Raw genomic sequence first — 25,957 nt, 5'->3', positions numbered from 1 at the left:
CGTTCGGCTAGAACGGAAACAGATGCTCCGGTCTCGGCCACCGTGCGCCGCAGCCGGACCGCCTGGGAGGACATGCCGTGCAAGACGTCGTGGTCGTGGGTTCGGGGCCGAATGGGCTCGCCGCTGCCGTGACCCTTGCCAGGGCCGGTCTCGAGGTGACCGTGTACGAGGGGGATCACCGCATCGGGGGCGGCAGCGCAACCGCCGAGCTGACGGAGCCGGGCGTCCTCCACGATGTGTGTTCTGCCGTGCATCCGATGGCACTCGCCAGCCCGTTCTTCAAGCATTTCGAGCTGGAACGGCGTATCGACTTGCTCGTGCCCGAGATCTCGTACGGCCACCCGCTCGAGGGGGGACGGGCGGCGATCGCGTATCGCGACCTCGATCGCACCGCCGAAGGCCTGGCGTCGGACGGCGCCACCTGGCGTCGAATGTTCGAGCCGTTCGTCAGGGATGGCGGGCACGCCCTCGCCGAGGTGATCGGGGGGTCCCTTCTGCGGGTGCCGCGGCATCCGTTCACCCTCGCGCGGTTGGGTATCGGCGCGCTCCGGCACGGCAGCCGGTTGTGGAACGGCGCCTTCGAGACGGAAGCGGCCGCCGCGCTCCTGACCGGAGTGTTCGCACACACCATTCAGCGGATGCCGTCGCTCGGTTCGGCCGCTCCCGGATTGGTCCTCGCTGCGTTGGCGCACGGCGGTGGATGGCCGATCGCGCGCGGCGGCAGCGGCACGATAACGGCCGCCCTCGCCGCAGACCTCGTGGCCCACGGCGGGCGCATCGAAACCGGCGTCTGGGTGCGAAGCCTCGATGAGTTGCCGCCCGCCCGCGCGACGCTGCTGGATGTCACGCCCCGCGCTTTCTTGCAGCTGACCGGCGACCGGGTGGGCAACCCGCGCCCGTACCGCACGTTCCGGTACGGGAACGCCGCCGCGAAGGCGGACTTCGTGCTGTCCGATCCAGTGCCTTGGCGGAATGAGGAATTGCGGAGCGCCGTGACCGTACACGTGGGCGGGCCGAGATCGCAGCTTGCCCGGGCAGAGGATGCGGTGGCCGCCGGCGGCCACGCGAGCACCCCCTTTGTGCTCACCGCCCAACCCACGCTTCTGGATGCCGAGCGCGCACCAGGTCGTCACGTGCTCTGGGCATACACGCACGTGCCTGCCGGATCGGTCGAGGATCCCACCGAGTCGATCGTTGCCCGTATCGAGCAGTTCGCTCCCGGGTTCAGAGACACGATCGTGGCGGCAAACGCTCAGAGCGCCCAGCAACTGGGCGAGCGGAACCCCAACGATGTTGCCGGCGACATCGCTGCCGGAGCCGTGAGCTTCTGGCAGCTCGTCGCACGACCCACCTTCGGCCCGCTGCCCTGGCGAACGCCACTGCCTGGGGTGTATCTGTGCTCGGCCTCCACGGTTCCGGGGCCGGGCGTGCACGGTATGGGCGGCTGGAACGCGGCGATCACTGCGCTACGGCGGGAGTTCGGCATCACACGCGAGCCAGACCTGTCGATCGGGACCTGACGGGTTCGGCTCGCCCGGCATTGCGGCTCGCCGGCGCCGTTCTTGGGGCGGGCGATCGCGCGCTCGACTCAGTGCGCCTCGAGCGCCCTTGCACAGTCGATGCAGCGCTGCGCATACGGCCTCGCACGCAGCCGTGCGACGCCGATGGGCTTGCCGCAGTTCTCGCAGACTCCGTAAGTGCCCGCGTTGATGCGCGCGAGGGCATGGTCGATCTCGGCCAGCTCCACTTCGAGATCGTCGTGCATTCCGGTCAGCTGCGACCAAGTCGCGGCCATGGTCGGGCCTTCCGGGTCGTGCTCGTCATCGGCCTGCCCGCCCGAGCGAGCCTCGCGTGCGTCGCTGAGCGAGGCATCCAGCCTGCCCTGCCGTTCGAGCACCTCGAGGCGTCGAGCATCGAGCGCTGCGTGGAATTCGCGTCGCTGCGGGTCCGTCAGGCTTCGTTGCTCAGAAGGCACGCGCTGATCGTAGTCCTAGACCGCGCCTGTGGCGGTAAGTGCGATCAGCGCGCCGTTCAACGTCACGATGGCGACCACGGTGATGATTCCCGCCACTCGGAGGGCCGCGCGGTTGACGAAGGCCCCCATCGTCGCCTTCTGAGAGGTGAACATCACGAGCGGGATGACTGCGAACGGGATGCCGACGCTCAGCACGACCTGACTGACGACGAGCGCCCAGGTCGGGTCGATCCCGAGGCCGAGCACGACGAGCGCGGGAGCGAGAGTGATGGGCCGCCGCAGGAGGAGCGGAACGCGCACGTGAAGCAGCCCGGACATGACGGATGCCCCCGCGTAGCATCCGACCGAGGTCGAGGCGAGTCCGGAGGCGAGCAGGCCGATCCCGAACACGACGCCGACGGCCGGACCGAGGGCATTCGTGATGGCATTGTGCGCCCCCTCGATGCTGTCGGTTCCAGACACCCCGGGGAGGCTCGCAGCCGCAAGGAGCAGCATGGCTATGTTCACGGAGCCGGCGATGGCGAGCGCGAAGATCACGTCCCATCTGTTGGCGCGCAGTAGGTGCCGAACCCTGTCGGGATCGTCGGAAGCCCCGTGCCTGTCCAGAGCGAGCGTGGAGTGCAGGTAGACGGCGTGCGGCATGACGGTCGCCCCGAGCATGCTGGCGGCCAGCAGCACCGATCTGGAGCCCTCGAATCGAGGCAGGATGCCCGCCGCGGCCGCGCCCCAGTCGACGGGACTCACAACGAGCGATGTAACGAAGCCGATGGTGATCACGGCCAGCAGCGACATCATGACGAACTCGAACGTGCGCTGACCGCGCCGCGATTGCAGGGCGAGGATGCCCATGGAGACGACCCCGACGACCACACCGCCGTAGAGCAGCGGCAATCCGAAGAGGATCTGGAGGGCGATGGCGCCGCCGATGACCTCGGCCATGTCCGTGGCAGCGGCGATGATCTCGGCCTGAGCCCAGAACAGCAGGCGTCCGGTGCGGGGCATCCGCTTGCCGAGCAGCTCAGGGAGGCTCCTCCCCGTGACGATGCCGAGCTTCGCCGAGAGGTATTGCACGATGACGGCCATGATGTTCGCGGCGACCAGCACCCACACCAGCAGGTACTGGAACTGCGCGCCGGCCGTGAGGTTTGCCGCGACATTGCCCGGGTCGACGTAGGCGATGGATGCGACGAACGCGGGGCCGATCAGCCACAGGAGACGACGCTCGGCAGGCGGCGTCGTGCGGGTGCCCGCGGGAACCGTCGACACATCCTGCGCCATCGTCACCCGCCTCGCGAACCCGCCGTGTGAAAGTTAGACCAGCCTAACTCTTTTGGTCAGTATGGCTAAAGGGGTTGCGCAGCGGAATCTGTCAACTGCGGAGGAGCGCGAGCAGTTCTTCGTGGATCGAGCCGTTGGACGCCACAGCACTGCCGTCCCAGAGTGCCGGCCCGCCGCCTGCACCGCTCACGCGTCCGCCGGCCTCCTGGATGATCGGAATGAGCGCAGCGATGTCGTACGGGTGCAACCCGAACTCGGCGACGGCCTCGATCATCCCCTCGGCGAGGAGCGTGTAGGCCCAGACGTCACCGTACGCCCGGTCTCGCCACACGCTCCGGCTGAGCGTGACGAGCTGGTCGAGGCGGCCGGCAGCATCCCATTGCTGGATGCTCTGGTTGCTGATGGCGGCGTCCGCGAGCCTGCGGATGCCCGACACCTGGAGTCGTTGCGGCTCGCCCGCGCGTTCGCTCGTCCAGGCACCCTGACCGGCGGATGCCCACCAGCGTTTGCCCATCGCCGGCGAGCTGGCGACGCCGACGACCGGCTCGCCATCGACGGCGAGTGCGACGAGGGTGCCCCACATGGCCAGCCCGCGCTCGTAGCTGTGCGTGCCGTCGATGGGGTCGACGATCCACAGGCGGTCTGCGGTGCGCGGGTCCGAGTCGGCTGCGCTGCCGTACTCCTCGCCGAGTACGGCGTCGCCTGGACGCTCTGCCGCGATCAGCTCTCGAATGGCGCGCTCGACGGCCTGGTCGGCATCCGTTACATGGGTGCGATCGGGCTTGGTCGTCACATGAAGGTCATTTGCGCGGAAGCGCGCGCCTGAGATGGCATCGGCGGCGTCAGCGAGACGAAGGGCGAGCTGGAGGTCGTCTTCGAGATCGGGCACGCCCGCAAGCCTAGCGAGTGGCGGTCACCTCAGCGCGTGCGCGACGCGGGCGTCAGCTTCCTTCTGAGACCTCGAAGATCTCGTCGGCGACGAGGCCGTGTGCTGTTCGGTGCACGTCAGCGGCGGCCTCCGGCGTTGGTGCGTCGACGAGGCAGAACACTTTGCCTTTGTCCTCGTCGACCCAGTACCGCAGGTAGTGCACGTCGTGCTGATCCTGCTCAGCGAGGTCTTTCGCATGGGCGTCGGCCACGGCATCCGCTGTGACGCCGTCGAGGTTGTGAATATCCAGATAAAGAGGCATCTGCTCGTCCTTCCGTTGGAAATCGAGCATGAGCAATCCTCACCATACGCTTGGGGTTCTCATCGTCGCTGAGCAGAAGCTTTTCAGGCTCGAGTCTGACGTGCTGCTGTTCAGTCGGCGCGGTCGATCGACGGGCTGTCGGTGGGCGCGGAGGGCCGGAGTTCTCGCCGATCCAATTCGTCTTGAATCGCGACGAAGAAGCGGTCGATCTCGCCACGGCGTTGTACGAACAGCAGTGTCTCGGCACCCCGAAATAGCCCGGCGACGTCGAGCTCGATGCGGGTATGCGCTGCGTCCACCTCGGTAAAACGCAGGTGTGGCTGGAAGAACACCCAGCCGGAGGCCGCCTGCAGGACGGGGTTCGTGAGACTCGTACCCTTCAGGGCTTGGCGTACGAATTCGGGGGCCTGATCGAAGGGCACAGGCACGACCAGTTGCGGAATGTGCCTCGGCGCCACTTCGTTCTTCGGGCGCCTCCGCGGCTTCATCTCGCTCACAGGGGCAGCGTATCGGGGTGCATGCGCGCCGCCCCGACGATCGGATCGCTTCCGACAACAGCGGCTCCACGTTGCTTTTACCCGGCGCGTGGCCGGCGAGCGCCGCTGCTACTGCGCGGTAGGGAGCGGTGTTGAGAGTTGTTCGAAGGCCGGCTGTAGCCGTGCGGCATGTGCGCCGTCGAGTCTGCTGACCTCGTCGAGGAACAGCCGGACCAGCGTGCATCGACTTGCGTCGAGAGCGGAGTGGCTCACCCGAACCGCTCTGCTCAGTTCGAGGTTCGATCGGTCATGACTGGAAAGCTCGTCTGCGCCGCGACCTTCCCAATAGGGCAATCCGCTCCGGATGCACATGAGGGTCACGAGCTCGTCGCGAAGACGATCGAGCATCATCGCCGCTTGCCACACCTTGCCGCGAGCAATGGCCGACCGGGCATGCAACGCGCATAGCCAGCCCATTCCGACCGTCCCCTTCAGGTCGGGGTGCCGGGCTTTCTCCGGATTGCCCGCCGTTCCGAAGAGAAGGCGGAACGGCGCCCCAGTGGCGCGGAACTGGTCACGTGGCCAGAACGACACATCGACCTGCAGCGACGACTCGAGGAGATGGACACGGTAACGGACCCCACTGGCGAAGATGTCGAAGGTGTCGGCGACGGCGGAGAGCTTGCTGAGATGACCGGTCCAGGCGTCTGCCAGGGTACGTTCATTGGCGTCTGCGGCCAGTTGCAGGGCGAGATCGATGTCGGACCACTCATCCTCGGCGTCGCGTGCGGCCGAGCCGACCAAGGCGGCGCCCACGACGGCCGGGTCCTCCCTCGCCCTCTGTACAAGTGCCGCTCGGATTTCATCACGTCCCGCACGAGTGAACATGGTCCGAGTCAACAGCGCGGAGCGGGTTCAGGCAATCGAGGGCCCGTGGCACCGACCGGTGCCGCTGGGCTGTTTTCGCTCATTACATGCTGCGACATTAGCTGTCACGACATGTATAGTGTGGGGATGATGAAACGCATCGCCCGGGTCTCGGTCATCAGTACGGGAACCGTTCGCATTCGGCCACAACACGTCGAGACGAACGGAACACCCCTGCTGTGGTGGCTGAACACGTCTCGCACTTGGACGGCCCCTCGCCCCATCAACGTGTACGTGATCGAGCACGAGCGTGGGCTGGTGCTGTTCGACACGGGTCAGGATCGGCGGTCGGTCACCGATGGCGAATACTTCCCCCGCGGACTCATCGGCCACAGCTACCGCCGCCTCGCCAGCTTCGATATCCCCGAGCAGGGCACACTCACCGAGCAGCTGAAGGCCGACGGGTACGACATCGCCGACGTTCGGGTCGCCATTCTGTCGCACCTCCATCAAGACCACATCGGCGGCCTACGCGAACTGCCGAAGACGGCGCGCGTGCTGGTGGGCTCCGCGGAACTGGCCTCCGTGCACAAGCGTTTCGCTGTGGTCAACGGCCTCATGCGCGAACACATACTGATCCCCAGCATCGACTGGGTTCCTGTTACCCCGCAACCGCTGCGGGACGTCTCCATCGCTCCCTTCACCAGCGCGCACGATGTCATGGGCGACGGCTCGCTGCTGCTGTTGCCGACCCCTGGGCACACGCCCGGGTCGATGTCACTGCTCCTGCGTAGTGCCGGCCTGCCGGCAATGCTGTTCGTCGGCGACCTCACCTACGATGCCGAACTTCTCGCCGTCGACCGCGTGCCCGGCGTCGGCAACAGAGCAGGACTGCACGAGACGACCAGGCTCGTGAACGAGTTGAGGTCCAGTCATCCAGGGATGCCCGTACTCGCGGCCCACGATCCCGGCGCAGCCGCTCGTCTCGCGTCCGCCCTCGCTGGAGTAGCGGGAGCGGCGAAATGAGGCGCGCCGAACAGATTCGCTACCTCATCCTCGCGGCACAGCGAGAGGGCAACCGGCAACTGTCCGCCGCTCTGGCTCAGCTCGGCCTCACGCCCGCCCAATCGGAGGCGCTGCGCATTCTCGAGGATCACGGTCCGCTGGCTCTCAAACAACTCGGCGACATGCTGGTGTGCGACACCGGCACGAGCCCGAGCCGCATCGTCGACCGACTCGTCGCCGCCGGCCTCGTGCACCGGGATGCCGGCGAGCACGATCGCAGGCAGGTTCGCCTCGCCGTAACCCAACTTGGAGCAGAGAAGTCGGCGCAGGTACGGGCCATCGAAGATCAGCTCTACGACGCCATCGACGGCGCGATGAACGACTCCGACACGCGGGTTCTGCTGCGAGTACTCCTGTCACTCACGAACGGTTCGCCCGCCGGAACCGCGCTCGAAAACAGGCTCGCCGCAGAACAGTCGCCGACGTCACCATCCGCACATTCCGCGAGGGCCAAATGACATTCACACTCGAACTAGGCATCACGGCAAGCCCCTCACACGTCTTCGACTTCGTCGCGGACTTCGCCAGCACACCCAGATGGTATTCGGCGGTTCAACGCGTTGAGCATGTACACGGAGACGGCGAAATGGGAACCCGCTACTCCGTCTACCGTCGCCTTCCCAGCGGTCCGGTTGTCAATGTCGTGGAGGTGATCGGCTACACGCAAGGCAAGGAAGTCGCCTTCACCTCGGTCGAGGGCCCTACCCCGTTCACCTACCGGTATCGCGTGGAGCCGACATCCTCAGGCACGCGCCTTGAGTTGGAGGGCGCGATCAGCGCGGCCGGCCTACCCGGACTCGCCCGCCTACTGGGACCCGCGGCCGAGCGTCTCTTCAAGCACGGTATGCAAGAGAATCTCGGCGCCCTGAAGGAACTACTCGAACGGCAGCCGCACTCGGGCTGAGGTGGCAGCACGAACATCGGAGCGGCCGGAAAGTACAGCACAACGTCACACGGGACGACAAGGATCCGAGCGTGCGCGGGAAGAAAACGATGTGGTGCACCCCCAGGGACTTGAAGTCTGATCAAGGGTTCTGAGACACGGTTGCGTGGCCGAAAAACCGCGGAAAATCAATGATTTTGAGTTCCGTTCGGTGACCACGAATCGGGGCGTTTTCGTTCAAGTGTGTGTCCTTATGTCGTTGTCAAGCGGCGAGGGCGTGGTGGGGGTCGTAGAGGGCGCCGTCGCGGAGCATGGCGTAGAGGACGTCGATGCGGCGTCGGGCAAGGGCGATGAGGGCTTGGTTGTGTCGTTTGCCTTGGGCGATCTTGCGGTCGTAGTAGGCGCGGGAGACGGGGTCGCGCAGGGCCGCGAACGCGGAGAGGAACAGTGCCCGTTTCAGCGCTCGGTTCCCGCGTGAGGAGGGGCGTTCGCCGCGGATCGAGGTGCCGGAGCGGCGGGTGATCGGTGCCAAGCCAGCATAGGCGGCCAGGTGTGCGGCGGTGTCGAAGTGTCGTCCCGAGACTTCGGTGAGGAGTCTGGCGCAGGTCCCGACCCCGACTCCGGGCATGCTGGTCAGGACCCGGTGAAGAGGGTGGGCCTCCACGAGACGTTCGACCTCGGCGGCGATCTCGGCTCGCTGTCGTCGGAGGGTCTGCAGTTGTTCAGCCAGCCGTGGGATCACCAACCGGGCCGCGGAGGTGCCGGCAACGGTCACCGTCTGCTGGCCCAGGGCGGTCATGATCTGCTCAGCCAAATCGCGGCCGATCCTCGGCGCCCGCTTGACCAGCAGGTTCCCGATCCGGGCCTTCCCTGCCGCAGCCAACGCGTCCGGAGACGGGTAACGCTGCAACAGCTGAAGCACCGCCGGATGATCCAGACGGGGCCCGATGACGCGCTCCAGGCCGGGATGGATCTGGGTGAGCAGCCCGCGTAGCCGGTTGGCGGTGGCGTTGATCTGCTTGACGATGTCCTCGTCGAACCCGCAGAGCATCCCCAACTCCGCGACCGATTCGGCCTCGACGCTGATCGAGCGCAGCGCGTGCGGGAGGGTGCGGGCGGCCTGGGCGATGATGAACGCATCCCTCGGGTCGGTTTTCGCATGCCCGGCATGCAGATCCGCAATCCGCCGCATCGCCAGCCCCGGCAGATAGCCGACCAGGATCTCTTCCGCTTGAGCGACCGCGACCGGCAGCGCCCCGATGGTGGCCGGCTGATCCACCACCAGCAGCACCGTCCCGGCCTGTCTCAGACCCCGGATGATCTCCCGCAGCTCGCCCTCGTCGTTCGGCAGCGGCCGATCCAGCAACACACTCCCGTCGCGCCCCAACGCGACCGCGTGATGTGCGGACTTGCCGACATCGACGCCGAGGAACACATCCACCGATTCGTGGTTCTCGATCATGACCGCTCCGTCCTCATCGACAGTGGCCTCACGGTCGCAAGTCTCGGCAGCCACGTTACGGATGGCCCTCAGCATCAGCCCGGCCGGGTCCTTATCAGCGATCACTCACGACCACGCCGCGCCCGGTGACAACACACAAAGGATCATCCACCGACAGGGCAAATACGTCATGCCGGACGCGACAGGCCACTACCCCTCAGAGCCTGCCCCAAGGAGCACGAACAACGTAACGGGCAAAATGTGGGCAAACGGGGTGCCTACCCGGCGGTAGCCCTACTCGTCGGCGCTACCAGAATTCTCGGGATCCACTTCGGCCAGGAGCGCTTTCAGGATGGGGATCAACCCCGGAATCAACTGGGTTGCTGCGAGCCACACGACGCGGCCATTCACGATCAGGTAACCGTGGATCAGGACATTCCGCATCGCGATGATCTGGTGGACATTCGGGACACGTTCTGCAAGAGCCGGGTCGATCCGTCGAAGCTTGCTCAGTGCTTCGCCGATCAGCTCCATCTGCCTCTCTGTGGCCCAGGCCACCGGACCTCCAGCAAGGTACTCGTCGAGGGGCGTATCGCCGACCGCAAGCCGGGCGTTCTGGGCGAACTCCACCGCGTCCCAGAGGAGACCGGCGACTTCGGTCTCAGGCCGCATAGAGGTCCTGCGCGCTGGCAAAGGCGGAAGCCTTGAAGTATGGGTTCCGTACCGCGCTCGCATCAACGAGATCCACCGGCCGGCCGACGATTCGCTCCAGCTCGTCCTTGAGGTCGAAGTAATCGTGGAAGAGGTTGTCATTGTTCGGCAGGAAGTCCACGAGGAAGTCGACATCGCTGCGCTCGGGATCGAACCGATCCGTCAGCGCCGAACCAAACACACGCAACCGTGCGACGCCGTGCGATCGAGAGACCGCCGCGATCGCCTCGCGGTCGAGGGTGAGCGGTGTAGCCATGGCGCGATTCTACCGACGACCGTCCCGAGGGTGCGTGAACTGCAATCGCACGAAGCGTTCGCGAAGTCGTTCAGAGGATCGGTTGGCGAAGCGTTCCTCGAAACCAAGACGACGAATCGACGAGGAACAAGCGACGGGCAGATCGATCAAGGCAAAGCACGACAGGGATACGAGACGAGGAGAGTCGAGGGAATCCAGGAATAGACGATTTGGTAATGCACGCAGGCACTTTCAGTGGGTCCCTGTCATTGCATCCGCAATGACAGGGGTTCGGGGTAAACCCGGTTGCATGGCAAATCGGGGGATTTTGAGCACACCGAAGCGACGTGCTGACTCGTATGCGAGGCAGCGAGAACAACACGATGCGGCCGCAGCTCGACTCGCGGAGGAACGCGATCGGCAGGCCGCGGAGCGGCACGCCGCCGCCGCGATGAACGATCTGGAAGCCAGATGGGGCACGCGCGCCGACGCCCTCGGCAGGCTGGGGCAGGTTGGGCGGGCCCTCGGTCGACTCCGCCTTGAGGAGGACCGCCTACGTGACGAGCGCGACCAGTTGATCGCGCACCTTCGCGAGGTGGGGGAGAGCTGGAACTCCTTGGCGTCCCGCACCGGCCTAAGCCGTCAGGCGCTCAGCAAACGCGTTAGCGACCTCGAGGGGGAGTAGAAGCCCGTGGGAAGCATCAGCGCCTACGAGACAGCCGCAGGCCGGCGGTATCGGGTGCGTTATCGCAAGCCCGACCACTCGCAAACCGACAAGCGCGGGTTCCGCACCAAACGGGACGCCGAGCTCTACCTGGCATCCGTGGAGCTCAAGAAGGTGACCGGAGACTTCATCGATCCCTCGCGCGGCCGTGTGACGGTCACGACGCTCGCGGCGCCATTCCTCGCGAAGAAGGCGCACGCTCTGAAGCCATCCGCCTACGCACCCCTTGAGACCGCGTGGAAGGTCTATGTCGAGCCGCGCTGGGGAAACGTGGCGATCCGCGAGATCCTGCCCTCCGACGTCGAGGAGTGGATCCGCCAAGTCGGCCAAGGTATCGCCATCAACGCGAGTAGGCGACGAATCCCGGAAGGAACACCGAGGTCGGGAACCGTCGTCATCCGGGCCGTAGGGGTACTCGCCGGCATTCTCGACGCGGCGGTGAGGGACGGACGTCTGCCGAGGAATCCGGCACGCGGCGTCGACAACCTTCCGCGCAAGGACTCCCGGAAGGCCCGGCGCTACCTCTCCCACGACGAGGTGGCGGCGCTCGTCGCCAAGGTGCCCGACGACGACCTCGCGCTACTTGTCATGCTGCTGTCCTACACGGGGTTGCGGTGGGGCGAAGCCATCGCGCTACGCACGCGCGACGTGGACTTCAAAAGGCGACGAATCCGTGTGGAACGATCGGCGACTCAGATCGATGGATATGTCGTGCTGGGCACGCCCAAGAGCTGGGAGCGGCGATCGGTTCCGATGCCGAAACTGATCAGCGAACCACTGGCGGAACAGATTGCTGGACGGGACCCCGACGCGCTGGTCTTCGAGCGGCCGCGCGGCGGATTCCTCGTCCGCCCGCACACACGCGAAACCCAGCCCTCCTGGTTCAGCACGGCGGTGGCGGCAGCAGGGCTCGACTACATGACACCCCACGACCTGCGCCACACGGCGGCGAGCCTCGCGGTCAGCTCCGGCGCGAACATCAAGGCCCTTCAGAAGATGCTCGGGCACAAGTCCGCGGCCATGACCTTGGACACATACGCCGACCTCTTCGACGATGACCTGGACGACGTTGCACGCCGATTGGATGACGTCGCCGCCAAATCAAGTGTGTGTCCTTATGTCGTTGTCAAGCGGCGAGGGCGTGGTGGGGGTCGTAGAGGGCGCCGTCGCGGAGCATGGCGTAGAGGACGTCGATGCGGCGTCGGGCAAGGGCGATGAGGGCTTGGTTGTGTCGTTTGCCTTGGGCGATCTTGCGGTCGTAGTAGGCGCGGGAGACGGGGTCGCGCAGGGCCGCGAACGCGGAGAGGAACAGTGCCCGTTTCAGCGCTCGGTTCCCGCGTGAGGAGGGGCGTTCGCCGCGGATCGAGGTGCCGGAGCGGCGGGTGATCGGTGCCAAGCCAGCATAGGCGGCCAGGTGTGCGGCGGTGTCGAAGTGTCGTCCCGAGACTTCGGTGAGGAGTCTGGCGCAGGTCCCGACCCCGACTCCGGGCATGCTGGTCAGGACCCGGTGAAGAGGGTGGGCCTCCACGAGACGTTCGACCTCGGCGGCGATCTCGGCTCGCTGTCGTCGGAGGGTCTGCAGTTGTTCAGCCAGCCGTGGGATCACCAACCGGGCCGCGGAGGTGCCGGCAACGGTCACCGTCTGCTGGCCCAGGGCGGTCATGATCTGCTCAGCCAAATCGCGGCCGATCCTCGGCGCCCGCTTGACCAGCAGGTTCCCGATCCGGGCCTTCCCTGCCGCAGCCAACGCGTCCGGAGACGGGTAACGCTGCAACAGCTGAAGCACCGCCGGATGATCCAGACGGGGCCCGATGACGCGCTCCAGGCCGGGATGGATCTGGGTGAGCAGCCCGCGTAGCCGGTTGGCGGTGGCGTTGATCTGCTTGACGATGTCCTCGTCGAACCCGCAGAGCATCCCCAACTCCGCGACCGATTCGGCCTCGACGCTGATCGAGCGCAGCGCGTGCGGGAGGGTGCGGGCGGCCTGGGCGATGATGAACGCATCCCTCGGGTCGGTTTTCGCATGCCCGGCATGCAGATCCGCAATCCGCCGCATCGCCAGCCCCGGCAGATAGCCGACCAGGATCTCTTCCGCTTGAGCGACCGCGACCGGCAGCGCCCCGATGGTGGCCGGCTGATCCACCACCAGCAGCACCGTCCCGGCCTGTCTCAGACCCCGGATGATCTCCCGCAGCTCGCCCTCGTCGTTCGGCAGCGGCCGATCCAGCAACACACTCCCGTCGCGCCCCAACGCGACCGCGTGATGTGCGGACTTGCCGACATCGACGCCGAGGAACACATCCACCGATTCGTGGTTCTCGATCATGACCGCTCCGTCCTCATCGACAGTGGCCTCACGGTCGCAAGTCTCGGCAGCCACGTTACGGATGGCCCTCAGCATCAGCCCGGCCGGGTCCTTATCAGCGATCACTCACGACCACGCCGCGCCCGGTGACAACACACAAAGGATCATCCACCGACAGGGCAAATACGTCATGCCGGACGCGACAGGCCACTACCCCTCAGAGCCTGCCCCAAGGAGCACGAACAACGTAACGGGCAAACCGCCGTTCCGGCGAGGTTCCCGAACCCTAGTGAACAGCCCGACTTCCGCGGAATATCAAGGATCTTCGCCTTGCCGACGTCGGGCACAAAAGAGTGCACCCCCAGGGACTTGAACCCTGAACCCACTGATTAAGAGTCAGTTGCTCTGCCGATTGAGCTAGAGGTGCATGGTGCGACTGCATCGAAACTGCCGAACCGAAGCACAACGATAGCATCCGTCGCGCACCGGGGGCGAATCGGCGCGGCACCCGGACGGCCTTCGATCGAGGACCCGTCCGGGCGGCCGGCCGACCGCAGCCGGCACGCAGCGGCTACGCCATCGCTGGCGCCGCCTCCACGGTTCGCGCCGCCGCGAGCACTGCCGCGGCGGTCGCTTTGAGCACCGACCTGTCACGCCCGGCGACCCAGCGCGTGCCGTCTCCGCCACGGAACTCCAGCATCGTCACAGCGTCGCTGGACGCACCCTCGGTCATCGATGCCTGGGTCAGCGAGAGCACCTCGACGTGCACGCCGTGCTCTGCCAGCGCCTGAGCGAGAGCCTCGACCGGCCCGACGCCCGCGTGTTCGCTGTCGCGTTCCGCGCCGTCGACTCGCAAGCGGATGCGCGTGCGTTCTCGTTGTCCACCGTCGCCGTCTTCGCCTTCGCTGACGTCGAACGAGACCAGCTCGATGCCGCTGGCCCCGCCGGTGGCCTGCAGGTAGGCATCCTCGAACAGTCGCCAGAGCTGCTGCGCCGTGACCTCGTCGCCGGTCGCGTCAGTGTGCCGCTGCACGTGGCGCGCGAAGTCGATCTGCAGCCGGCGCGGAAGGGAGAGGCCGTACTCCGTCTCCAGCAGATAGGCGATCCCGCCCTTGCCCGACTGCGAATTCACCCGAACGACCGCGTCGTAACTGCGTCCGATGTCGGCGGGGTCGATGGGCAGGTACGGCACGCGCCATTCCACGTCGCGCTCGGAGAGCCCGCTCGCCTCCGCCCGGGCCTTGTGCTCGGCGAAGCCCTTGCGTATCGCGTCCTGGTGCGTGCCGCTGAACGCGGTGTGCACGAGGTCGCCGACGTAGGGGTGGCGATCGTGCACGGGCATCCTCGTGCAGTACTCGACGGTGCGTCTGATCTCGTCGATGTCGCTGAAGTCGACCATCGGGTCGACTCCCTGCGCGTGCAGATTGAGTGCAAGGGTTGCCAGGTCGACGTTGCCCGTTCGTTCGCCGTTGCCGAAGACGCAGCCCTCGACTCGCTGCGCCCCGGCCAGTACCGCGAGCTCGGCGCAGGCGATCCCCGTTCCTCTGTCGTTGTGCGGATGCACCGACAAGATGACCGCGTCGCGTCTCGCCAGGTTGCGGTGCATGTACTCGATCTGGTCGGCGTACACATTCGGCGTGGCCACCTCGACGGTGGCGGGCAGGTTCAGGATGACCGGGCGCTCGGGGGAGGCATCCCAGAACTGCGTCACCTCGTCGCACACCTCGAGCGCGTAGTCCGGTTCTGTCAGGTTGAACACCTCGGGGGAGAACTCGTACCGCACGCCCGCGCCGTCGCCTGTGAGCCGCAGGATGTCCGCGGCACCCCCGAGGATGATCCGCTTCAGCGCCGCGCGGTCGTGTCCGAGCACGACGTCGCGCCAGGTGGGCGCGGTGGCGGCGTACATGTGGATGACGACCGGATTGCGGATGCCCCGCACGGACTCGACCGTGCGCTCAATCAGTTCGCGTCTGGCCGGGGTGAACACCACGATCGTGACATCATCTAGCGCTATCGGCTCTCCGGCATTGGCGGTATCGGCGATGAGGCGGACGAAATCGAAGTCGGTCTGCGAGGCGGACGGGTACCCGACCTCGATCTCCTTGTATCCCATGGCAACAAGCAGTTCGAAGAACCTGCGCTTGCGCGACGGATCCATGGGCTCGGCGAGCGCCTGGTTGCCGTCCCGCAGGTCCACGGGCACCCAGAGCGGCGCCTGTGCGATGCGGCGGGACGGCCACGCACGGTCGGTGAGCGGCACCGGAACGCGGCTGTAGACATCCGTGTAGCGGTGCGACGGCATCTGCGAATGCCGCTGGCGGTTCCACGTCGGGGCGTCAGTTGGGACGTCGCCTGCCGGAGTGGAGATGGTGGGAAAAGCGGTGCCGGACATGATCATCCTTCTTCTTCATGGTCTGATCGACCGGCACGCACCGACCTCCACGACGGGAGGCCGGTCGTCGATCAGGCCCCGCCGTGGCGGTGAAGAAGAAGGAGACCCGAGCGAAGCATGTTCCGACGCTAGCAGGACTCAGCCGGCCTGCACACCCAGCAGGCGACCGACCACGTAGGTCGCTGCCACTGCGATCGCGCCGAACAGAAGCTGCCTTGCGGCGCCGCGCCACCAGGCCTTTCCCGTGAAGTACGCGGCCAGTCCGCCGGCGATCAGAAGTCCGACTCCGCCGATCGCCAGACCCAGCGCGAGCTCGTCCGAACCGAACAGGAACGACAGCAGCGGGATGACGGCCCCGACCGAGAACATGACGAACGATGAGACCGCAGCGATCCACGGGGACGGTTTGGCCTCCGGGTCGACGCCGAGCTCCTGCGTCACGTGCACGCGCAATGCCCTGTCTGGGTTGTCGTGCACCTCGGCGGCAGCGCGGTGTGCGGTGTCCGCAGACATCCCCATCTCCTGGAACGTGCCGGATAGCTCGTACATCTCGCCCTCCGGATTGCGATCCAGGGCTTTGCGCTCGACGGCAGCTTCCTTGTCCACCTGCTCGTTCTGAGTGGTGACCGACGTGTACTCGCCCAACGCCATGGAGAAGGCACCGGCGACGAGGCCGGCGAGACCCGTGAGGATGATCGTTCCGCGGGATGCCTGGGCCGCCGCGATTCCCGCGATGAGCGCGATGTTCGTCACGAGACCGTCCATGGCGCCGAAGACGGCGGCACGCAGCCAACCGCCCGAGACATCGGAGTGGCGATGGTCGTAGTCGTGCGGGTTGCGGAAGGGCGGGATCAGCGGATCGGGCACCGCAATACCTTAGTCGTCCGATGTGTCGAGCGCCCGTGACGGGCTTCCGCCGCCCACCAGGCTGTCGCCGTGTCCCTCGGCGCGCGCGATGGCATCCGCCGCACGCACCAGAGCCAGGTGCGATAGAGCCTGCGGGGTGTTGCCCGCTTGCCGGCCGGATGCCGTCGAGTACTCCTCGCTCAGCAGGCCGACATCGCCTGCGACTCCGCACACCCGCTGCATGAGCTCATGCGCTGCGTCGAGCCGACCGGAGCGTGCGTACTGCTCGACGAGCCAGAACGAGCACGCCAGGAACGGATACTCGCCTTGTGGCAGGCCGTCCAGATCGGTTCGCGAACGGTAGCGCAGCAGGAATCCGCGATGCATCAGATCGCTCTCGATCGCCTCGACCGTGCCGAGCATCCGTGGGTCGTCCGGCGCGATGAAGCCCACCTGCGAGAGCTGCAACAGGGAGGCATCCACCTCTGCTGTCTCGAAGTGCTGGGTGAAGGTGTTGCGACGCCGATCGAAGCCCTTGTGCTCGATCTCGTTGCGCACCGTCGCCCTGCGGCGTCTCCAGTCCTGCAGGTCGCCCTCCAGCCCGAACTCCTCTGCGGCACGGATGGCCCGATCGTAGGCCGCCCACACCATCACCCGGGAGTGCGTGAAGTGCCGGGCGGGGCCACGGATCTCCCAGATGCCCTGGTCCGGCCGGTGCTCCACCTCGTTGAGCCTGCCGATCAGCGCTTGCTGGAGAGACCACGAGAAGTCGGTCTCGGTGATCCCCGCAAGTCGTGCGTCGTGCAGCGCGATCATGACCTCGCCGATCACGTCCGCCTGGAACTGCTTCGCGGCTGCATTCCCGATGCGAACGGGGGATGCGCCGTGGTAACCGGGTAGCGAGTCGATCTCGTACTCGGGAAGGAAGCGCTCGCCGCCCAGTCCGTACATGATCTGCACGTCTGCCGGATCGCCGGCGATCGACCGCAGGAGCCACCACCTCCAGTGATCGACCTCGTCTCTGTATCCGTGGCCGAGCAGGGCGCTCAGCGTCTGCGAGGCATCCCGCAGCCAGACGTACCTGTAGTCCCAGTTCCGCGTTCCGCCGAACGCCTCGGGCAGCGAGGTCGTTGCCGCCGCCGCCACACCGCCGGTGTCGGAGTGGGTGAGCGCCCGCAGCACCAGCAGCGACCTCAGCACCTCATCGGCGTATGCACCGCGGTGCACGAAGGTCGCGGCCCAGTCGTTCCACCACTTCTCGGTCTCGCGGATGCGCTCGACCGCGTCGATCGCGCCCGGCTGCGGTTTGTGCGACGGATACCAGGCGAGCACGTGCTCGATCACTTCGCCTTCGCCAACCGTGAAGGTTCCCTCGTGCGAATGGTCGGCCGCGTGCAGCTCCACGCCGGTGACCACGAGCGCGTCCGGGCCGGCGACGGCGAGCAGCGTATGTGCGTCGTCGCGCAGCTGCCGCACCCAGGGAACGCTCGAGGCGTACCCGAAGCGCATGCGCAGATCGACCTGCATCTCGACCTCGCCTGAGATGCCACGGATGCATCGCACCACGTTCGTGCTGTCCTCGGTCTTCGGCATGGCGTCGATCACCTCGACGACGCCCGTGGCCGTGGTCCAGGTCGTGACCAACACGAAGGATGCCCCGCGATAGTGCCGCTCCATGGTCGCCTCAGCATCGGTCGGCGCGACCAGCCAGCGGCCATGATCCTGTGTGCCGAGCAGCGCACCGAAGACGGATGCCGAGTCGTACCTCGGCAGGCAGAGCCAGTCGATGCTGCCGTCTGTGCCCACCATGGCGCCGGTGTGGCAATCGCTGATCAGTGCGTAGTCTTCGATACCGAGCGCCATTTGCACATCCTCGCAGGTAGCGTGAGCACATGGCTGAGGCGGCACGTACTCTCATCATCTTGGGCGCAGACGGCGACTTGGCGTCCCGGTTGCTGCTCCCGGCGCTCGGCCAGTTGCTCACGCGGGATGAGAAGCGTCGCGTCACACTCCTCGGCGCTGGCATGCACGAGTGGGACACCGAGCACTGGCGCGGGGTCGTCGAGGCATCCTTCGCAACCGTGGGCGCCAAGGGTCCGGCCGTCGACGCCGTGCTGAAGAGCACCGAGTTCTTCAGCGCCGACGTGACGAAGACAGATGTGCTCGCCTCGCTGTTCGAGCGAGCCGATGGCACGCCAGCGCTGTACTTCGCGCTTCCACCCGCTGTGACGAAAGAGGTGTGCTCGGCCCTCGGCGAGCTCGACCTGCCCGACGGGCTACGCCTGGCGCTCGAGAAGCCCTTCGGCACCGACAAACGCAGCGCGGCCGCCCTCAACCGTCGCCTGACGAGCCTGGTGCCCGAGGACCAGGTGCACCGCATCGACCACTTCCTGGGCAATTCGACGGTGCAGAACCTGTTCGGCCTGAGGTTCGCCAACCGCATCTTCGAACCGCTCTGGAACGGCCGGCATGTCGCCCGGGTTGACATCGTGTTCGACGAGACCCTCGGGCTCGAGGGCAGGGCCGGGTACTACGACCACGCCGGTGCGCTCGTCGACATGCTGCAGAGCCACCTTCTCCAGGTGCTCGCCGTCACAGCTATGGAGCCGCCTTCGACCATGAGCGCCGCGGACATCAGGGATGCCAAGGGCATCGTCTTGCGCGCGACTCACGTGTGGGACGACGACGCTGTGGCGAACAGCCACCGGGGTCGCTACACGAAGGGGCGCATCCAGGGTCGGGAGCTTCCGTCGTACATCGACGAGAAGGGTGTGGATCCGAAGCTGAAGACCGAGACTCTCGCTCAGGTGGTCTTCGCGATCGACACCTGGCGGTGGGCCGGCGTGCCGTTCACGCTGCGGTCCGGGAAGGCCATCGGAAATCAGCGTCACGAGATTGTGTTGACGTTCCGCGACGCGCCACGCGTGCCGAAGGGCCTGCGCGGTGCCGCACTTCCGACCAGGCTGCGCATCCGGCTCGGTCCGGACCAGATGCGGCTCGAGCTCAACACCAACGGCCCCGGCGACCCGAAGTATCTGAGTCGCTCGGTGCTGGAGGCCGAGTTCGGCCCGGGAAGCCTGCTGGCATACGGCGAGGTGCTGGCTGATCTGTTCGACGGCGATCCCGCGCTTTCGGTGCGGGGCGATACGGCGGAGGAGTGCTGGCGCATCATGGCGCCTGTGGTGAAGGCGTGGGGCGACGGAGAGGTGCCGCTTGACGACTACGCGGCGGGTTCGGACGGTCCCGAGTCGTGGCCCGCCATCCCGTGAGCCCTCGCGGCTGCGAGTAGCGGCGAGAAACCGTGCCTCCATGTCGGTCGTCGCGTAGAGACTGAACCCGTGCTGCTGAACGAACTCGTCTCCACGACGGCCGCTGTCGGGGCGACCAGGTCGCGCCTGGCCAAGGTGGATGCCCTCGCTGCGCTGCTGAGGAGACTGAAACCAGACGAGACCGCTGCCGCCATCGGGCTTCTGATCGGCTCGCCCGTACAGGGGAGGCTGGGCGTCGGGTGGCGCTCCGTCACGGGCCTGAACAGGGAGCCGGCGACTACGCCGACGTTGACCGTCGCCGAGGTCGATGAGCTGCTCGATCGGCTGGCCGCCAGCGAAGGCGCCGGATCGAGCGCAGGGCGCGCCCAGGTACTCGCCGAGTTGATGGGGCGGGCCACGGCATCCGAGCAGGATTTCCTCGTGAGGGCGCTGCTCGGTGAGATGCGCACGGGCGCCCTGGAGGGTGTTCTCGTCGACGCAATAGCCAGAGCCGCCGATGCCCCCGGCGAGGTGGTGCGACGGGCGGTGATGCTCTCGGGAAGCCTGGGTGAAACGGCGCTGCTGGCGTTATCGGGAGGCGAGGAAGCGCTCGCCGGTGTCACGCTCGCGGTTGGCCGGCCGCTGCGACCCATGTTGGCTGCCTCCGCGTCGACGGTGGCCGAGGCGCTGGAGGCGACAGGTGAGGCATCCGTCGAGTACAAGCTCGACGGGGCGCGCATCCAGGTGCATCGAAAGGGCGACGAGGTGCGGGTTTTCACCAGAAGCCTCGCGGAGGTCACGCATCGACTGCCCGAGGTGGTCGAGTCCGTGTTGCGGCTGCCCATCACCGACGCCATCTTCGACGGCGAGACGCTCACTCTCGATGAGGAGGGCGCGCCCCGGCCGTTCCAGCAGACCATGTCGAGGTTCGGAGCGGATGCGTCGCGCGAGGCGCTTCTCAGCCCATGGTTCTTCGACGTGCTGCACCTGAACGGGCGGGACCTCATCGACGAGCCGTTGTCGGCGCGTCGTGCCGCGCTGCGCGAGGTGGCACCGCACCTGGTCATTCCCGGCGTGACGACGTCCGACCCGGAAGTCGCGGAGGCGTTCTCCGAGGAAGCGCTCGGCAAGGGGCACGAGGGCGTCGTGGTCAAGGCTGTGGATTCCGCCTACACGGCGGGCAGGCGAGGATCCGGCTGGGTCAAGGTGAAGCCCGTCCACACCTACGATCTGGTCGTGCTCGCTTGCGAATGGGGTTCGGGGCGAAGGCACGGCTGGCTGTCCAATCTCCATCTCGGCGCATACGACCCCCTCGGCGAGTACGGCGAGCCGGGCGGGTTCGTGATGGTCGGCAAGACGTTCAAGGGACTCACCGACCAACTGCTGCGCTGGCAGACCGAGCGATTCCAGCAGATCGAGGTACGCAGAACGGCGGGCACGGTGTGGGTCGCACCCGTCACGGTCGTGGAGATCGCGATCGACGGCGTGCAGGCATCCTCCCGGTATCCGGGCGGCATCGCGCTGCGGTTCGCGCGGGTCAAACGCTATCGCGACGACAAGGTGCCGCAGGAGGCGGACACCATTCAGACGCTCAGGTCGCTGTTGCGCTCCTGAGCAGTGCGAGACGGCCGATGACCACAGACAAGTACGACGAGCTTGCACCTCGTGCCGAGCGCGGAGAGCTGACTTTGCAGCCGGGCAGCATCCGACGTGGCGCCGAGGTAGGCGCCGACGCACAGCGTGCCCTCATCGAGTCCGACATCGTACGTGAAACCTTTGCCGCATATGTGGAGCTGCGACACGTGTCCTGACAGCTAAGGCCTCGACCGGTTCTCGCTCGAGGCAGAGTCGAGGTCGCGGAGTCGTTTGTCGACATGGCGCTGGAGATGCCGGGGACGGAACGGTTTGACGATGTAGAGGTCGGCGCCGGCGTGCAGGCTGGCGTCTTCTTCGTGCTGTGCTGTGACCGCGGAGAGCACCACGATCAGCGCGTCACTGATCGCTCGAATGCGTTTGATGGTCTCGAGCCCGCCGATGCCGGGCATCCGCAGGTCGACGGTGACGACAGCCGGGTCTGCGGAGCGCACCGCGGCGAGACCGTCGAGGCCGTTGGCTGCCGTCAGGACAGAGAGACCGGCCCGTTCGAGTACGGCGTGGATGAGGGTGCGGAGGTCGTCGTGATCTTCGATCACGACCGCACTCCGGCCCATACCCGGGCTCACCTGGTACCGGTGGGCGCGTGGAGTCCGAAGCTCCCGATTCCGGGGGTTGGTCCCAGTAGCGGCCACGTCTGCGTGCCCAAGCAATCGCTTCCCCCCTCGACTCCGATCGGTACAATCTAGACGGGCGTCTGGAGTGGTGCAAAGTCCCCAACGCGGGGGAGGATCTAGCGCCGTCGAGCGGCCGCGAGGATCAAGCACTGGATAACGCACGAGGCGTAAGAGGAGTCAGGGGGCAGCGGTGCACCGTAAAGCGGCGGCGACAAGGGAGAGGATTCTTCTGGCGGCGGCCCATGAGTTCGATGAGCACGGGTATGCCGGCGGGAGTATGCGGGGGATCGCTGACCGGATCGGCCAGTCCAAGGGTGCTCTGGGGTACCACTTCCAGAGCAAGGCGTCCATCGCGGCTGCGATCGTGGAACGCTTCTACGTTCAAGCGTCGACCGGGGACGACGGTATGGATGTGCGCGCCCTGGTGCAGCTGTCGCTGAACGTGGCGGGGCGTTTCCGCGACGACGTCATGGTGAGGGCAGCGGTGCGGCTGCAACGCGATGCCGACATGGTCGAAGCACCGCTGCCTATCCCGTACGTGAGCTGGCTGGCACTGACCGAGACCGCGCTCGTTGACGCCCAACGCAAGGGACAACTCGTGCCCGATCTCGACGTGACCTCAGCCGCACGAGTCCTGGTCGCCGCATTCTTCGGTACCCAAGAGATCGCCACCACGCTGGGATACGGCGAAGCCCTCACCGATTGGGTTCTCAAGATGTGGCAGGTGACCTTGCCAGGAATCGTCGGCAACGCAGCCGGAGACATCCTGGCCACCCTCGAGCACGTCTAAGCGCGGGGATTGCGGTCAGCGTTCTCGAGCAGCTCCATGCTCAGCTCATGTCCGATACGTTCGCGATTGCCTGGATTGCTCGTGGGGCTGGCGCCGGCTCCTATGAGCCGGTTGGGTTGGATGTGGTGGCGGTCGAGCCAAGCCGGAGTATGCGTAATCGGCGCCCGCCTGGCTCCGCGCCGGTGATCGACGGAGCATGCCGAGCTGCTCGAAACCGACGGTTCGACGCGGACGAGGACCTCGAATCCGAGGAGAGCCCCGCTGAGGCTGATCGCCTCAGCGCTGCTTCACGACTCGCGTGCCGAGGCGGGACTCCAGCAGCGCATCCATCGCCTCCTGCACCAGTGCGTTCCCCTGCTCCCGCGTGATGCGCTGCGAAGCCATGAGCGCAGCGATCCCCTGCATCGTGGCGGCGAACAGAAGCTTGAAGCGCTCGCGTGAGCCGTCCCCGGAGTTCGCACGCGACGGCGCGCCCATCGCCTCGTCGAGCACGCGGAACATGCGCATGGCCGCGTCGTGGACCGGGCCGGCCTGAGCAGTGCCCTTGGCAGTGAACATCAGCTCCATCAGGGCCGCGTCGTCGACAGCGAAGTCGACGTAGGCCTGCCCGACGCGTCCAAATCGATCGCGGAAGGAGCCCGGCCCCTCCAGGGCACGCCGCACTACCTCGGTCAGCCGGGCGAAGCCGCGTTCAGCAACGGCGTCGAGGAGCGCCTGACGGTCGATGAAGTGACTCCTGGGAGCCCCGTGGCTCACCCCGGCGCGGCGCGCCAGTTCGCGCAGGGAGAGACCATCGACCCCACCGTCTCGCAACATCGCCTCGGCCTCTTCGAGGAGCACGGTCCGCAGGGTCCCATGATGGAAGGGCTGCGTCGTCATGGCGCCATCCTAGCCAACTACTAGGCATTGACTAGTTACTAGGCACTGTCTAGATTAAAGCCATGAATCTGCAGAAGACCCTTCTTGTGTTCGGCGGCACCGGGCAGACCGGTCAGCACTTCGTCCGCCTCGCGCTCGAGCAGGGCCACCGCGTGCGAGTACTGGCTCGGAGCCCCCAGAAACTCGCGACCACCCATCCTGACCTGCAGGTGATCCGTGCCTCGATCACTGATGACCCGCCTCTGGACGCGCTTCTCCCCGGGGCGGACTTCGTTGTCGCGATGCTCGGCGACGCCGCGGCCCAACGCGAACGGTGCATCAATACGGAGTTCACGCGGCAGCTGATCCCAGCCATGCGTCGGAACGGCGTGACGCGCTTCCTCTATCAGGCGGGCGGGCTGAGCGCAGCGCCGGGTCGGTCACTTCCTGCCGGGCTCCGGGTGGCCCGCTCGACGATCGCCCGCAGGCATCTCGGACAGCACCAGGACAACGAGGCGGTCATGCGATACCTGACCGACGAGGCCGGCGACGTCGAGTGGGTGGTCCACCGTGCGGCCATCGCCGGAAACGGGCCCTCCAAAGGCATCCTCCAGAGGTCGCAGAAGAAGATCAGCATGGCCACGTTCGAGGACACCGCGGCGTACAACCTCCGTACCGTGATGGATACTTCAGCCGTCCACACCTGCGACGTCAGCTCCTACCGGCCCGACAACGACGCGTGAGGGGCAGGCCGTACCTTCTAGATCCGGGCCAGGAACGGGTCGATCGCCGCCCAGGTGGCCTTGGGGGCTTCGAGGTGCGTGTGGTGGCCGGCGGCCGTGATCTCCGCGAACTCCGCGCCGGGCACGGCCTCCGCAACAGGCCGCCCGTGCGCCAGGTGACGACACCGTCGCTGGCGCCCCAGACCATCAAGGCGGGGATATTCACGGCGTCGAGGCGACCCAGCAGGGTGGGATCGCTCATGCCCGTCCCTGCGATGATGGCCATCGTGCGTCCGTTCCCTTGCTGGATCACGCGCTGCTCGTCGGTGAACCCCGCAGGGCCCCGTAGCCGGCCTGGGGGTCGTGCCAGGCGACCTCCGCCAGGCCGCGTGCGTCGAGTGAGCTTGAGCACCACATGGCAGTAGCGCCGACACTCGACAAAGCACAGAAGGGAGGGGCAGGAATCGAACTTTGGCGCTGCAGTATCTGGCCCAGCGCCCCGTCTTCGGCAGCCCGCAAGCCGGGCGGAGCGGCACGGAGCGAGTTGCGGACCGGTACCAGCTGAGTTGTCGGAGGAGGGATGCCATGTCAGGGCAGATCCATTCTTCGACGATCACGCCGTGGGCAAGTCAGCTTTGTGATCTTCATCGCCTTGCCCGTGCTGGAACTGTGGGTGTTCGACCTCATCTTCCGACGCTGGCTACCGGTCCGGATCGTGTTCGCCGTGACACGTGCCGAGTGAGCATCCACCCTAGGTCCGTCGTACTTCGAGAGAAGACAGCAGGGCCAGGGAGTCGGCGGTGGGCGTGCCCGGCGCGGCGGTGAACACCACGACTTTCAGATCTGACCCCTCGACTGACAGCACATCGCAGTCGAGGTCGAATCGTCCGAGTTCCGGATGTGCGATCGTCTTGCGGGTCTCGTGCACGACGCCGACGACGTCGGTGTTCCAGAGCTCATCGAATCGTGGACCGGTGGCGCGGAGCGCGATGATCAGTCGTCGCACCCTCGGGTCCTCCGGGAACCGGGCGACAGCACCCCGCAGGTCGGACACGTATGCCTTGACGTAGGCGCTCTGATCTCCTGCCTCGCGCACGACCCGCGTCGGTGCACCGGTGAGGTAGCGCCAGACCAGATTGGTTTCGACACCACGCCACTCGGCCGGATCACCGAACAGCACGGCGTAAGCGCGATTCCAGGCGAGCTGGTTCCACAGCGCGTCGTAGACGATCACCGGCGTCTGCAACTGGCTCATCAACCTGGTCACGCTCGGCGTGAGGTCGGTGCGCATCCTGCTCCGACGCGGTGCCATGCCGCCCAGCATGAACAGGTGGTCGTGCTCTTCCGGTGAGAGCCGAAGCGCCCTGGAAAGCGACTCCAGCACCTGTGCCGACGGTGTACCCGTGCGACCCTGTTCGAGGCGGATGACGTAGTCCACCGATATCCCGGCGAGTTGGGCAAGCTCCTCCCGGCGCAGACCCGCCGCCCGCCGCCGCGTGGCGACGGGTAGCCCAGCGTCGGTGGCCGAGAGGCGATCGCGCCATTCCCGCAGCGAACGACCTAGCTCGTTCATGTTGGTATTCTCCCTTTCCCTGTTCCCGTCTGCGCACCGATGCCTGGTATGCCTTTTCCCAGGACAACCCGTGCCCTGGGTACCCGAACGTCTGTAATCCAGCCTTGA

27 protein-coding genes and 1 tRNA gene are annotated in these 25,957 nt (G+C 66.5%); 11 read left to right on the top strand and 17 right to left on the bottom strand.

The features are described from left to right. Positions 1 to 77 precede the first annotated feature (77 nt). Positions 78 to 1,520: a phytoene desaturase family protein gene (locus tag ACO2Q7_RS03825; protein WP_423354301.1), complete on the top strand. Its 1,443-nt coding sequence runs from the start codon at positions 78 to 80 to the stop codon at positions 1,518 to 1,520. Between the two features lie 68 nt (positions 1,521 to 1,588). Here the strand turns inward: ACO2Q7_RS03825 and ACO2Q7_RS03820 are convergent, their stop codons facing one another. From ACO2Q7_RS03820 to ACO2Q7_RS03795, 6 genes are all read right to left on the bottom strand, one after another. After that, positions 1,589 to 1,975 (bottom strand): TraR/DksA family transcriptional regulator, encoded by a 387-nt coding sequence (locus ACO2Q7_RS03820; RefSeq protein ID WP_423354300.1) that lies wholly within the window; start codon positions 1,973 to 1,975, stop codon positions 1,589 to 1,591. Positions 1,976 to 1,990: 15 nt separating this feature from the next. Then, positions 1,991 to 3,253: an Nramp family divalent metal transporter gene (locus ACO2Q7_RS03815; RefSeq protein ID WP_423354299.1), complete on the bottom strand. Its 1,263-nt coding sequence runs from the start codon at positions 3,251 to 3,253 to the stop codon at positions 1,991 to 1,993. Between the two features lie 91 nt (positions 3,254 to 3,344). After that, complete coding sequence (locus ACO2Q7_RS03810; protein WP_423354298.1) at positions 3,345 to 4,142, bottom strand: inositol monophosphatase family protein; 798 nt, start codon at positions 4,140 to 4,142, stop codon at positions 3,345 to 3,347. 52 nt (positions 4,143 to 4,194) lie between these two features. After that, the gene (locus tag ACO2Q7_RS03805; protein ID WP_423354297.1) at positions 4,195 to 4,473 is read right to left on the bottom strand and encodes a DUF4242 domain-containing protein; all 279 of its coding nucleotides are present in this window, start codon (positions 4,471 to 4,473) and stop codon (positions 4,195 to 4,197) included. Positions 4,474 to 4,553: 80 nt separating this feature from the next. Next, a complete protein-coding gene (locus ACO2Q7_RS03800; protein ID WP_423355953.1) occupies positions 4,554 to 4,931 on the bottom strand; it encodes a hypothetical protein in 378 nt (125 codons plus the stop codon). 117 nt (positions 4,932 to 5,048) lie between these two features. Further along, positions 5,049 to 5,807: a nucleotidyltransferase domain-containing protein gene (locus ACO2Q7_RS03795; protein WP_423354296.1), complete on the bottom strand. Its 759-nt coding sequence runs from the start codon at positions 5,805 to 5,807 to the stop codon at positions 5,049 to 5,051. 126 nt (positions 5,808 to 5,933) lie between these two features. Between ACO2Q7_RS03795 and ACO2Q7_RS03790 the strand changes: the two genes are divergently transcribed. Genes ACO2Q7_RS03790 through ACO2Q7_RS03780 form a run of 3 tightly spaced genes read left to right on the top strand, consistent with a single transcriptional unit; the run spans position 5,934 to position 7,755 of the window. Beyond that, the gene (locus ACO2Q7_RS03790; RefSeq protein ID WP_423354295.1) at positions 5,934 to 6,812 is read left to right on the top strand and encodes an MBL fold metallo-hydrolase; all 879 of its coding nucleotides are present in this window, start codon (positions 5,934 to 5,936) and stop codon (positions 6,810 to 6,812) included. Then, positions 6,809 to 7,309, top strand: coding sequence for a MarR family winged helix-turn-helix transcriptional regulator (locus ACO2Q7_RS03785; RefSeq protein WP_423354294.1), 501 nt, complete (start codon positions 6,809 to 6,811; stop codon positions 7,307 to 7,309). Before ACO2Q7_RS03790 ends, ACO2Q7_RS03785 begins: the two co-directional genes overlap by 4 nt. Further along, on the top strand, positions 7,306 to 7,755 hold the full coding sequence (locus tag ACO2Q7_RS03780; RefSeq protein ID WP_423354293.1) for an SRPBCC family protein: 450 nt from the start codon (positions 7,306 to 7,308) through the stop codon (positions 7,753 to 7,755). Before ACO2Q7_RS03785 ends, ACO2Q7_RS03780 begins: the two co-directional genes overlap by 4 nt. 241 nt (positions 7,756 to 7,996) lie before the next feature. On the opposite strand, the gene ACO2Q7_RS03775 is transcribed toward ACO2Q7_RS03780, so the two are convergent. The 3 genes from ACO2Q7_RS03775 to ACO2Q7_RS03765 form a co-directional block, all read right to left on the bottom strand. Beyond that, complete coding sequence (locus tag ACO2Q7_RS03775) at positions 7,997 to 9,196, bottom strand: IS110 family transposase (RefSeq protein ID WP_423354288.1); 1,200 nt, start codon at positions 9,194 to 9,196, stop codon at positions 7,997 to 7,999. Between the two features lie 273 nt (positions 9,197 to 9,469). Continuing rightward, positions 9,470 to 9,847 (bottom strand): DUF86 domain-containing protein, encoded by a 378-nt coding sequence (locus tag ACO2Q7_RS03770; protein WP_423354292.1) that lies wholly within the window; start codon positions 9,845 to 9,847, stop codon positions 9,470 to 9,472. Further along, a complete protein-coding gene (locus ACO2Q7_RS03765) occupies positions 9,837 to 10,142 on the bottom strand; it encodes a nucleotidyltransferase family protein (RefSeq protein ID WP_423354291.1) in 306 nt (101 codons plus the stop codon). The genes ACO2Q7_RS03770 and ACO2Q7_RS03765 overlap by 11 nt, the downstream gene beginning before the upstream one ends. Positions 10,143 to 10,572: 430 nt before the next feature. Between ACO2Q7_RS03765 and ACO2Q7_RS03760 the strand changes: the two genes are divergently transcribed. Further along, positions 10,573 to 10,806, top strand: a complete 234-nt coding sequence (locus ACO2Q7_RS03760) for a hypothetical protein (RefSeq protein ID WP_423354290.1) — start codon at positions 10,573 to 10,575, stop codon at positions 10,804 to 10,806. Between the two features lie 6 nt (positions 10,807 to 10,812). Beyond that, a complete protein-coding gene (locus ACO2Q7_RS03755) occupies positions 10,813 to 12,063 on the top strand; it encodes a tyrosine-type recombinase/integrase (protein ID WP_423354289.1) in 1,251 nt (416 codons plus the stop codon). On the opposite strand, the gene ACO2Q7_RS03750 is transcribed toward ACO2Q7_RS03755, so the two are convergent. From ACO2Q7_RS03750 to ACO2Q7_RS03730, 5 genes are all read right to left on the bottom strand, one after another. Next, positions 11,972 to 13,171 (bottom strand): IS110 family transposase, encoded by a 1,200-nt coding sequence (locus ACO2Q7_RS03750; RefSeq protein ID WP_423354288.1) that lies wholly within the window; start codon positions 13,169 to 13,171, stop codon positions 11,972 to 11,974. The genes ACO2Q7_RS03755 and ACO2Q7_RS03750 overlap by 92 nt on opposite strands. Positions 13,172 to 13,504: 333 nt before the next feature. Then, positions 13,505 to 13,577, bottom strand: a tRNA-Lys gene (locus ACO2Q7_RS03745). A 144-nt stretch (positions 13,578 to 13,721) separates the two neighbouring features. Continuing rightward, on the bottom strand, positions 13,722 to 15,542 hold the full coding sequence (locus ACO2Q7_RS03740) for a 2-isopropylmalate synthase (RefSeq protein ID WP_423354287.1): 1,821 nt from the start codon (positions 15,540 to 15,542) through the stop codon (positions 13,722 to 13,724). A 138-nt stretch (positions 15,543 to 15,680) separates the two neighbouring features. Continuing rightward, positions 15,681 to 16,409 (bottom strand): VIT1/CCC1 transporter family protein, encoded by a 729-nt coding sequence (locus tag ACO2Q7_RS03735; RefSeq protein WP_423354286.1) that lies wholly within the window; start codon positions 16,407 to 16,409, stop codon positions 15,681 to 15,683. A 9-nt stretch (positions 16,410 to 16,418) separates the two neighbouring features. After that, complete coding sequence (locus ACO2Q7_RS03730) at positions 16,419 to 18,251, bottom strand: glycoside hydrolase family 15 protein (protein WP_423354285.1); 1,833 nt, start codon at positions 18,249 to 18,251, stop codon at positions 16,419 to 16,421. Positions 18,252 to 18,280: 29 nt separating this feature from the next. Between ACO2Q7_RS03730 and ACO2Q7_RS03725 the strand changes: the two genes are divergently transcribed. The 3 genes from ACO2Q7_RS03725 (at position 18,281) to ACO2Q7_RS03715 (ending at position 21,447) form a co-directional block, all read left to right on the top strand. Beyond that, positions 18,281 to 19,657, top strand: coding sequence for a glucose-6-phosphate dehydrogenase (locus ACO2Q7_RS03725; protein WP_423354284.1), 1,377 nt, complete (start codon positions 18,281 to 18,283; stop codon positions 19,655 to 19,657). A 69-nt stretch (positions 19,658 to 19,726) separates the two neighbouring features. Beyond that, on the top strand, positions 19,727 to 21,250 hold the full coding sequence (locus ACO2Q7_RS03720) for an ATP-dependent DNA ligase (RefSeq protein ID WP_423354283.1): 1,524 nt from the start codon (positions 19,727 to 19,729) through the stop codon (positions 21,248 to 21,250). Between the two features lie 17 nt (positions 21,251 to 21,267). Further along, on the top strand, positions 21,268 to 21,447 hold the full coding sequence (locus ACO2Q7_RS03715) for a hypothetical protein (protein ID WP_423354282.1): 180 nt from the start codon (positions 21,268 to 21,270) through the stop codon (positions 21,445 to 21,447). Positions 21,448 to 21,450: 3 nt separating this feature from the next. On the opposite strand, the gene ACO2Q7_RS03710 is transcribed toward ACO2Q7_RS03715, so the two are convergent. Next, a complete protein-coding gene (locus tag ACO2Q7_RS03710; protein ID WP_423354281.1) occupies positions 21,451 to 21,828 on the bottom strand; it encodes a response regulator transcription factor in 378 nt (125 codons plus the stop codon). A 268-nt stretch (positions 21,829 to 22,096) separates the two neighbouring features. Between ACO2Q7_RS03710 and ACO2Q7_RS03705 the strand changes: the two genes are divergently transcribed. Further along, complete coding sequence (locus tag ACO2Q7_RS03705; protein WP_423354280.1) at positions 22,097 to 22,696, top strand: ScbR family autoregulator-binding transcription factor; 600 nt, start codon at positions 22,097 to 22,099, stop codon at positions 22,694 to 22,696. 276 nt (positions 22,697 to 22,972) lie between these two features. On the opposite strand, the gene ACO2Q7_RS03700 is transcribed toward ACO2Q7_RS03705, so the two are convergent. Continuing rightward, positions 22,973 to 23,575: a TetR/AcrR family transcriptional regulator gene (locus ACO2Q7_RS03700; RefSeq protein ID WP_423354279.1), complete on the bottom strand. Its 603-nt coding sequence runs from the start codon at positions 23,573 to 23,575 to the stop codon at positions 22,973 to 22,975. Positions 23,576 to 23,637: 62 nt separating this feature from the next. On the opposite strand from ACO2Q7_RS03700, the gene ACO2Q7_RS03695 reads away from it, so the two are divergent. Then, entirely contained in the window at positions 23,638 to 24,297 is a 660-nt protein-coding gene (locus ACO2Q7_RS03695; protein WP_423354278.1) for an NAD(P)-dependent oxidoreductase, read from the top strand. A 730-nt stretch (positions 24,298 to 25,027) separates the two neighbouring features. Here the strand turns inward: ACO2Q7_RS03695 and ACO2Q7_RS03690 are convergent. Further along, a complete protein-coding gene (locus tag ACO2Q7_RS03690; RefSeq protein ID WP_423354277.1) occupies positions 25,028 to 25,849 on the bottom strand; it encodes a helix-turn-helix transcriptional regulator in 822 nt (273 codons plus the stop codon). Positions 25,850 to 25,957: the final 108 nt, after the last annotated feature.

Origin of the sequence: Rathayibacter sp. KR2-224 (genome assembly GCF_049446075.1) — a bacterium.
Lineage (GTDB): Bacteria > Actinomycetota > Actinomycetes > Actinomycetales > Microbacteriaceae > Humibacter.
Note: the sequence above shows the minus strand (reverse complement) of the source record. Positions and strands in the feature narration are given on the sequence as shown.

What these genes read in the sequence shown, in the direction of transcription:
- ACO2Q7_RS03815 (WP_423354299.1), bottom strand. Translation starts at nt 3,253, where the DNA reads ATGGCGCAGGATGTGTCGACGGTTCCCGCGGGCACCCGCACGACGCCG.
- ACO2Q7_RS03805 (WP_423354297.1), bottom strand. Translation starts at nt 4,473, where the DNA reads ATGCTCGATTTCCAACGGAAGGACGAGCAGATGCCTCTTTATCTGGAT.
- ACO2Q7_RS03800 (WP_423355953.1), bottom strand. Translation starts at nt 4,931, where the DNA reads ATGAAGCCGCGGAGGCGCCCGAAGAACGAAGTGGCGCCGAGGCACATT.
- ACO2Q7_RS03795 (WP_423354296.1), bottom strand. Translation starts at nt 5,807, where the DNA reads ATGTTCACTCGTGCGGGACGTGATGAAATCCGAGCGGCACTTGTACAG.
- ACO2Q7_RS03790 (WP_423354295.1), top strand. Translation starts at nt 5,934, where the DNA reads ATGATGAAACGCATCGCCCGGGTCTCGGTCATCAGTACGGGAACCGTT.
- ACO2Q7_RS03785 (WP_423354294.1), top strand. Translation starts at nt 6,809, where the DNA reads ATGAGGCGCGCCGAACAGATTCGCTACCTCATCCTCGCGGCACAGCGA.
- ACO2Q7_RS03780 (WP_423354293.1), top strand. Translation starts at nt 7,306, where the DNA reads ATGACATTCACACTCGAACTAGGCATCACGGCAAGCCCCTCACACGTC.
- ACO2Q7_RS03775 (WP_423354288.1), bottom strand. Translation starts at nt 9,196, where the DNA reads ATGATCGAGAACCACGAATCGGTGGATGTGTTCCTCGGCGTCGATGTC.
- ACO2Q7_RS03770 (WP_423354292.1), bottom strand. Translation starts at nt 9,847, where the DNA reads ATGCGGCCTGAGACCGAAGTCGCCGGTCTCCTCTGGGACGCGGTGGAG.
- ACO2Q7_RS03765 (WP_423354291.1), bottom strand. Translation starts at nt 10,142, where the DNA reads ATGGCTACACCGCTCACCCTCGACCGCGAGGCGATCGCGGCGGTCTCT.
- ACO2Q7_RS03760 (WP_423354290.1), top strand. Translation starts at nt 10,573, where the DNA reads ATGAACGATCTGGAAGCCAGATGGGGCACGCGCGCCGACGCCCTCGGC.
- ACO2Q7_RS03750 (WP_423354288.1), bottom strand. Translation starts at nt 13,171, where the DNA reads ATGATCGAGAACCACGAATCGGTGGATGTGTTCCTCGGCGTCGATGTC.
- ACO2Q7_RS03740 (WP_423354287.1), bottom strand. Translation starts at nt 15,542, where the DNA reads ATGTCCGGCACCGCTTTTCCCACCATCTCCACTCCGGCAGGCGACGTC.
- ACO2Q7_RS03730 (WP_423354285.1), bottom strand. Translation starts at nt 18,251, where the DNA reads ATGGCGCTCGGTATCGAAGACTACGCACTGATCAGCGATTGCCACACC.
- ACO2Q7_RS03725 (WP_423354284.1), top strand. Translation starts at nt 18,281, where the DNA reads ATGGCTGAGGCGGCACGTACTCTCATCATCTTGGGCGCAGACGGCGAC.
- ACO2Q7_RS03715 (WP_423354282.1), top strand. Translation starts at nt 21,268, where the DNA reads ATGACCACAGACAAGTACGACGAGCTTGCACCTCGTGCCGAGCGCGGA.
- ACO2Q7_RS03700 (WP_423354279.1), bottom strand. Translation starts at nt 23,575, where the DNA reads ATGACGACGCAGCCCTTCCATCATGGGACCCTGCGGACCGTGCTCCTC.
- ACO2Q7_RS03695 (WP_423354278.1), top strand. Translation starts at nt 23,638, where the DNA reads ATGAATCTGCAGAAGACCCTTCTTGTGTTCGGCGGCACCGGGCAGACC.
- ACO2Q7_RS03690 (WP_423354277.1), bottom strand. Translation starts at nt 25,849, where the DNA reads ATGAACGAGCTAGGTCGTTCGCTGCGGGAATGGCGCGATCGCCTCTCG.